Here is a 5836-nt window from a genome sequence, read left to right as displayed (position 1 = left end):
ACGCCGAGGGCATCGACATGGGTCCGTCCCCGACGGACGCCGCCCTGGCCGCCGACCTGGCGCTGCCGATCGAGGAGCTGGAGCTCACGGTCCGCTCGTACAACTGCCTCAAGCGCGAGGGCGTCCACTCGGTGGGTGAGCTCGTGGCGCGTTCCGAGGCCGATCTGCTCGACATCCGCAACTTCGGTGCGAAGTCGATCGACGAGGTCAAGGCGAAGCTGGCCGGCATGGGCCTGGCCCTCAAGGACAGCCCGCCCGGATTCGACCCGACCGCCGCCGCCGACGCCTTCGGCGCCGACGACGAGGGGGACGCGGGCTTCATCGAGACCGAGCAGTACTGACGGGACCGAGTGGTACGGGCGGGACCGAGCGGTACTGACGGGGCCGACCAGCACTGACACGGCTGAGCGGTACCGGCGGGGCCGACCGGTTCCGGTGGGACCGAGCGGCACCGGGCGGCACCGGGTGGTGCCGGGCGGAACGCCGCGCCGGTGACGGGGCCAGGAAGACGAAAGCGCGATATTCGTCCTTCCCGGCTCCGGATTCCGCCCTGGTTTCGGACCGGTTCCGGTTTTCTGCGGCCTTTTCTTGATTTCAAGGCGATCCGGACCGGCGCCTTATTGTCGCGAGTGAATCCGGCGCGGATGTGCCGCATGCTAAAATTCATACGGTTGTCTTCCGAAATTCGCATGTCCCGGTGATCGTGTGCCGCCGGGCGGTCCCGCCCGTGCCCGGCATCACGCCGTCGGGTGGCTGGGGCGCGCTTCACAAGCCCCAGCCTTTTGTTTCGTATTCCAGCTGCATCCTCTTCCGTTCTTCTTTCATTCTTCTTCCGTTCTTTTATCCGGCTCGTTCTTGCAATTCATCCGGCTCTCCCGGCCGGGAATTCCTCGCAGCGCGCCCCGCCCGAGGAAGGTTCTGCATGAGCCGTTCAGACCGCACGGACGATCGTTTCCCCCCGCAGAGCGGGATAGCCCCCGCCGCCGCTCCGGAGGAGGGTGGCGCGGGGCGCCGCCCCTCCGTCTCGCAGGAGGAATTCGCGGCGCCGGCCACCGTCACCCCGGCCCTGCCCGCCGTCGCGTCCTTCGGCGAACTGGACATGCCGGCCGCGGTACTGGAGACGCTCACCGGACGCGGTCTGAACGAGCCGTTCCCGATCCAGGCCGCCACCCTGCCGAACTCCCTCGCGGGGCGCGACGTCCTGGGGCGCGGGCGCACCGGCTCGGGCAAGACGCTCGCCTTCGGTCTGGCGCTTCTCGTCCGTACGGCCGGACGGCGGGCCGAGGCGCGCAAGCCGCTGGCCCTGATCCTCGTCCCCACGCGCGAGCTGGCCCAGCAGGTCACCGACGAGCTCACCCCGTACGCGCGGGCGCTGAAGCTGCGACTGGCGACCGTGGTCGGCGGCATGTCGATCGGCCGGCAGGCCGGCGAGCTGCGGACCGGCGCCGAGGTGGTCGTCGCGACGCCCGGGCGCCTCACGGACCTCGTCGAGCGCAAGGACTGCCGGCTGGACCGGGTGCGGATCACCGTCCTGGACGAGGCCGACCAGATGGCGGACATGGGCTTCCTGCCGCAGGTCACCGAACTGCTCGACCAGGTGCGGCCCGACGGCCAGCGCATGCTGTTCTCGGCCACGCTGGACCGCAACATCGACCTGGTCGTCGAGCGCTATCTCCACGACCCGGTCGTCCACTCGGTCGACCCGTCGGCGCACTCGGTCACCACGATGGAACACCACGTGCTCCAGGTGCACAGCGCCGACAAGTACGCCACGGCCACCGAGATCGCCGCCCGCGAGGGCCGCGTGATCATGTTCCTGGACACCAAGCACGCCGTCGACCAGTTCACCCGGCACCTGATGGGCAGCGGCGTGAAGGCCGCCGCGCTGCACGGCGGCAAGTCGCAGCCCCAGCGCACCCACACCCTGGAGCGGTTCAAGAACGGCGACATCACCACGCTGGTGGCCACCAACGTCGCCGCCCGGGGCATCCACGTCGACGATCTCGACCTCGTCGTCAACGTCGACCCGCCCACCGACCCCAAGGACTATCTGCACCGCGGCGGCCGCACCGCCCGCGCGGGCGAGTCCGGCAGCGTCGTCACGCTGATCCTGCCCCACCAGCGCAAGGACGTGATCCGCCTCATGTCCGACGCGGGCGTCAGGGCGCGGATCACCCAGGTCCGCTCCGGCGAAGCCGAACTGAGCCGTATCACCGGTGCCCGTACGCCCTCCGGCGTCCCCGTCGGCGGCGCGCCGGCCGCGCAGCGCCCGAAGCAGGAGAACGCCCCCTTCCGGGGACTCGGCAGCCGCCCGGGACGGCCCGCCGGCGGCGAATCCCGCCGGTCCGCCGAGGCCCGCAAGCTCGCCGAGGCCCGCAAGGCCGCGCGGGTCCGGCGCGGGGCCTGATCACCGGCCGAACGGGAGAGGCCCGAACGCGCCGGGACGGATCGTGCGCGGGGACGGCGAACGCACCGCCCCCGCGCATGCGGCACGGGCGGTCTCACCCGCAGGCGAGGGCGTCGAGAGGTACCGCGATCCGCTGGTCGTGCTTGTCGACGAGCCAGCGGTCGATGTCCAGGAGCCACCAGCGCGCCACCTCCACCACGTAGAACCGCCGCGCGCCCGCGCCGCGAAAATCGTCCTCGGGCAGGCGCCACGCGCGTCGGGTCTCCTCGTCGGGGAAGTTCAGCGCGTAGTAGCTCCGGTGGTGCTCCGCCACCTCCCGCGGGCCGACGGCGCGGCAATGTCCGGTGAACTGGGCGCCGTCCAGGCCGAATCCGGGCAGACCGGTCCGGTAGACCGAGCCCGAGACCACCGGATTGCCCGCCACGTTGAGGGAGTGCCGGGCGGTGCGTGCGGAGTAGTAGAGCAGCCGCAGCGGCCCGTACAGGGCAACAAAGTTGACGGTCGAGGCCCAGGGCGAGGCGCCGTCGGAGGTGGCCAGCGTCATGAAGCGGGCGCCCGTGAGCAGGGCGTGGCTGCGCTCGGCGAGCCCGGTCGGCTCCGTCGTCGTCACGGCTCAGGGCTCCGCGCGCGGCGTACGGTCGAACCCGAGAGGAACGGGAGGGTCGCTGTGCAGGGCCGCGTCCAGCATCTGCCACCAGGTGCCCTGCTCGGTACGCCGGCCCTCCCAGGCCGGGTCGCGGCCGCGCTCGGACAGCTGGCGCCGGTAGCGGCCCCAGGCGGCCTCGTCGGCGAACGTGGCGGTGTGCTCGATCGTGTGGACGTCCGTACCGACGGTGCGCACCGTCCAGCGGGTGGCGAGCACGGTGTCGAGGCCGTCGTAGAACCACTTCTCACGGTCGTGCGCCCAGGCCCAGAACGCTTGCGGATCCGCTTCGGCGGCGGGGGTGAGCCGCAGGCGGTAGACGAGGTGGAGCATGGCGGTCCTCCTGTTCGGGCGGCCGTGAAGCCGCTGCTCAAGTCGCTTCTTGCCAAGGCGGGTTGTCTTCGCCGGAACCGTCGAGCGGACGGTCGGTCGGCCGGATGGATTCCCAGTGGTCCCACTCGGGCGCGAGGGCCTGGGGGCGGGTGGCGCACCGGGCCCGCCACCGCCGGGCCGTGGCGTGGTTGAAGACGGCGGCGCGCTCGGGGGTGCACACCTCGTGGCCCAGGGGAAGCACGACGGCGGCGAGCGGCGAGAGTACGGCGCCCCGGCGCGTCTTGTGCCGCCAGGCCGAGACGGCCAGGCGTAAGTGGGGCAGACCGCGGGCGGCGGCGTAGTCGAGCGGGGCGTAGTACGAGAGCACGAAGTACTCGCCGGCCGGTTGGGCCCGGCGGTAGTCGAAGCCGAAGTAGCGGGCGTAGAGCCGGTCGTGGTGGGTGTAGCAGACGGTGACGGCCACCGGCCGGCCGTCCCGGAACCCGAAGCAGCCGACGGCCTGGCCGAGCACGCCGGAACGGTGCTGCGCGGCGAAGGAACGCCGTATCCAGCCGGGGTCCGCGGTGCCGCCGTAGCGGGCGCGGTTCTGGGTGATCAGGTCCGCGGCGACGGGGATCGTCTCCTCGGTCAGGGGCAGCCAGCGGACGGCGGTCCCGGCCCGCTCGCAGGCGCGCAGTTCCGCGCGGCGCCGGGTGCGGTCGCCGTGGCGCATCCGGGCCAGGTGTGCGGCGAACCCGCCGTCCGGTACGGGGAGGTTGGCGTCCGCGTCGTGCAGCAGGACCCGTGCCCGGGGGTGGGTGCGGGCCAGCTCCGCCGCGTCGCGCCCGGTCAGATAGGGCAGGACCAGCCCGGCCGCGCCCCGCGACCGGGCCGTGGCGAGCGCGCCCCGCGACCGGGCCGTGGCGAGCGCGCCCCGCGACCGGGCCGTGGCGAGCGCGCCCCGCATGAGCGCCGTGAGGGTGGGGGTCCGCAACGGGCCGCGTACGCAGAGCAGTTCGTTGTACACCGAACGCCGGGCGCCCAGCCACAGATAGCCGTCGGGCCAGGAGCCGGTCAGCTCCGGGAACAGGTCGGGCAGCCGGAACAGCGGCGCGTCGCGTTCGCCGGGCCAGGTGGGCAGGGCACCGAGCAGCCGGCCGTCGCCGGACACGGTCACGACGGCCGTGTCCCCGTGGGCGAGTTCGAGGGCGCGCAGCCAGCGGTGACTGTTGTAGAAGTTGTCCGGTCCCACGAGTGCGTCCCACTGCCGTGGTGCGACGGCGGCGACGGAGTCGATGGTCCGCACGGCGATTCGTGCGGTGATGTCGCCGCTGCGCGGGGGCTGTTGCCCGCAGACGGTGCTCACCCTCGTGGGCCCTCTCGTGTGCGGTGGCCGAGGCGGATGCCGCGGCTCGACGACCGGATCCGCGCATGGCCTGCTGAAGTCGGCTTGGGTATACGGGAGTTGGGGTGCGTTCAAGCCCTGTCGCGGACCGTGCCGTCCTTCGGCCCGTCCCTCCGCTATCCGTCGTTTTCCGTCTTCCGGCAGTCGATGATCGCGGTGTGGGGGTGGGCGAGATAGTCGCGCCAGTACGTGCTGCCGTGCGCGGCGATGCCCGCGTCGTCCACCCCGGGGTCGTTCCACCGGGGAGGGGCGAAGCCGGCGTCCCGGAGGGTCTTCTCCAGGAGGGGCCTGCTCCAGTACCGGGCGGTGACGGCCCAGTCGTGACCGCCGAAGCGGAGGCGCAGCTCGACCGGGGAGCCGTCGGATGGGGGCGTGGTGGCCGTGAGCGTGAAGCCGTAGCGGGCGTAGGAGACGGCGCCGGGCCGGTAGCCGGGATGGACGGGCAGTGTCACGAAGCGCCCGCCCGGGCGCAGGGCGCGCGCGGCGGTGGCGCACAACTGCCGGAGTTCGGCGCGGGTTCTCGCGTACGGCAGGACGTACACCCCCAGCACCAGGTCGAAGGTGCCCGCCAGTTCGTCGGGGAGTTCGCCGCCGAGGATGTAGTCGATGCCGAGCGGCGCGGCGGTCTCCCGGGCCCGGGCGTGGCCGATCATCCCGGGCGAGACGTCGAGGCCGGTCGCGCGGGCGGCTCCGTTCCGCCGGACGAGCCGGGTGTAGGCGCCGGATCCGCAGCCCAGGTCGAGGACGGCGGCGCCGCGGAGATCGCCGACCACGTCCAGCACGCTGGGCGTCTCCAGGAATCTGCGGAACGGGGTGGCGGTGAAATCGTCGTAGAGGTCGGGCAACGGGTCGAACTGACTGGTCATGAGTTCCTCGATGCCGGCCCCCGTGGCGGTGGAGATCCGGAGACCAGGCACCGGATTTCCACCGCGATTCTCCCGCTTTCCGTACGGTGCCGGAATGCGCTCAGGCGGGCTAGGGCGTGTTTCGAAAGTAGCTCCGTCCGCCCGGAGGGCGGGGCCTGCGGCGTCTGGTGCACTGCGCTCGCTTCGCTCGCTCCGTCTCGGCG

The 5836-nt window shown here is 72.4% G+C and carries 7 protein-coding genes; 3 read left to right on the top strand and 4 right to left on the bottom strand.

The genetic code is table 11. The annotated features are described in order from the left end of the window. From ABZ990_RS30990 to ABZ990_RS30980, 3 genes are all read left to right on the top strand, one after another. Window positions 1-341, top strand: a 341-nt coding sequence (locus ABZ990_RS30990; protein ID WP_361238897.1) for a DNA-directed RNA polymerase subunit alpha C-terminal domain-containing protein, incomplete at its 5' end; no start/stop codon positions are given. A 53-nt stretch (window positions 342-394) separates the two neighbouring features. Beyond that, window positions 395-592 (top strand): primase-helicase zinc-binding domain-containing protein, encoded by a 198-nt coding sequence (locus ABZ990_RS30985; protein WP_361238900.1) that lies wholly within the window; start codon window positions 395-397, stop codon window positions 590-592. Between the two features lie 330 nt (window positions 593-922). Continuing rightward, complete coding sequence (locus ABZ990_RS30980) at window positions 923-2407, top strand: DEAD/DEAH box helicase (protein WP_361238894.1); 1485 nt, start codon at window positions 923-925, stop codon at window positions 2405-2407. A 94-nt stretch (window positions 2408-2501) separates the two neighbouring features. Here the strand turns inward: ABZ990_RS30980 and ABZ990_RS30975 are convergent, their stop codons facing one another. The 4 genes from ABZ990_RS30975 to ABZ990_RS30960 form a co-directional block, all read right to left on the bottom strand. Continuing rightward, window positions 2502-3017 (bottom strand): pyridoxamine 5'-phosphate oxidase family protein, encoded by a 516-nt coding sequence (locus tag ABZ990_RS30975; RefSeq protein ID WP_361238891.1) that lies wholly within the window; start codon window positions 3015-3017, stop codon window positions 2502-2504. Between the two features lie 3 nt (window positions 3018-3020). Continuing rightward, a complete protein-coding gene (locus ABZ990_RS30970; RefSeq protein ID WP_361238888.1) occupies window positions 3021-3383 on the bottom strand; it encodes a hypothetical protein in 363 nt (120 codons plus the stop codon). Window positions 3384-3420: 37 nt separating this feature from the next. Beyond that, window positions 3421-4728: a GNAT family N-acetyltransferase gene (locus ABZ990_RS30965; RefSeq protein WP_361238885.1), complete on the bottom strand. Its 1308-nt coding sequence runs from the start codon at window positions 4726-4728 to the stop codon at window positions 3421-3423. Window positions 4729-4883: 155 nt separating this feature from the next. Continuing rightward, entirely contained in the window at window positions 4884-5633 is a 750-nt protein-coding gene (locus ABZ990_RS30960) for a class I SAM-dependent methyltransferase (RefSeq protein ID WP_361238882.1), read from the bottom strand. Window positions 5634-5836: the final 203 nt, after the last annotated feature.

The sequence above is a fragment of the Streptomyces sp. NPDC046203 genome, assembly GCF_040646255.1.
Taxonomy (GTDB): domain Bacteria; phylum Actinomycetota; class Actinomycetes; order Streptomycetales; family Streptomycetaceae; genus Streptomyces.
The sequence above is the reverse complement of the archived record's forward strand: the minus strand, read 5'-3'. Positions and strand labels throughout refer to the sequence as shown.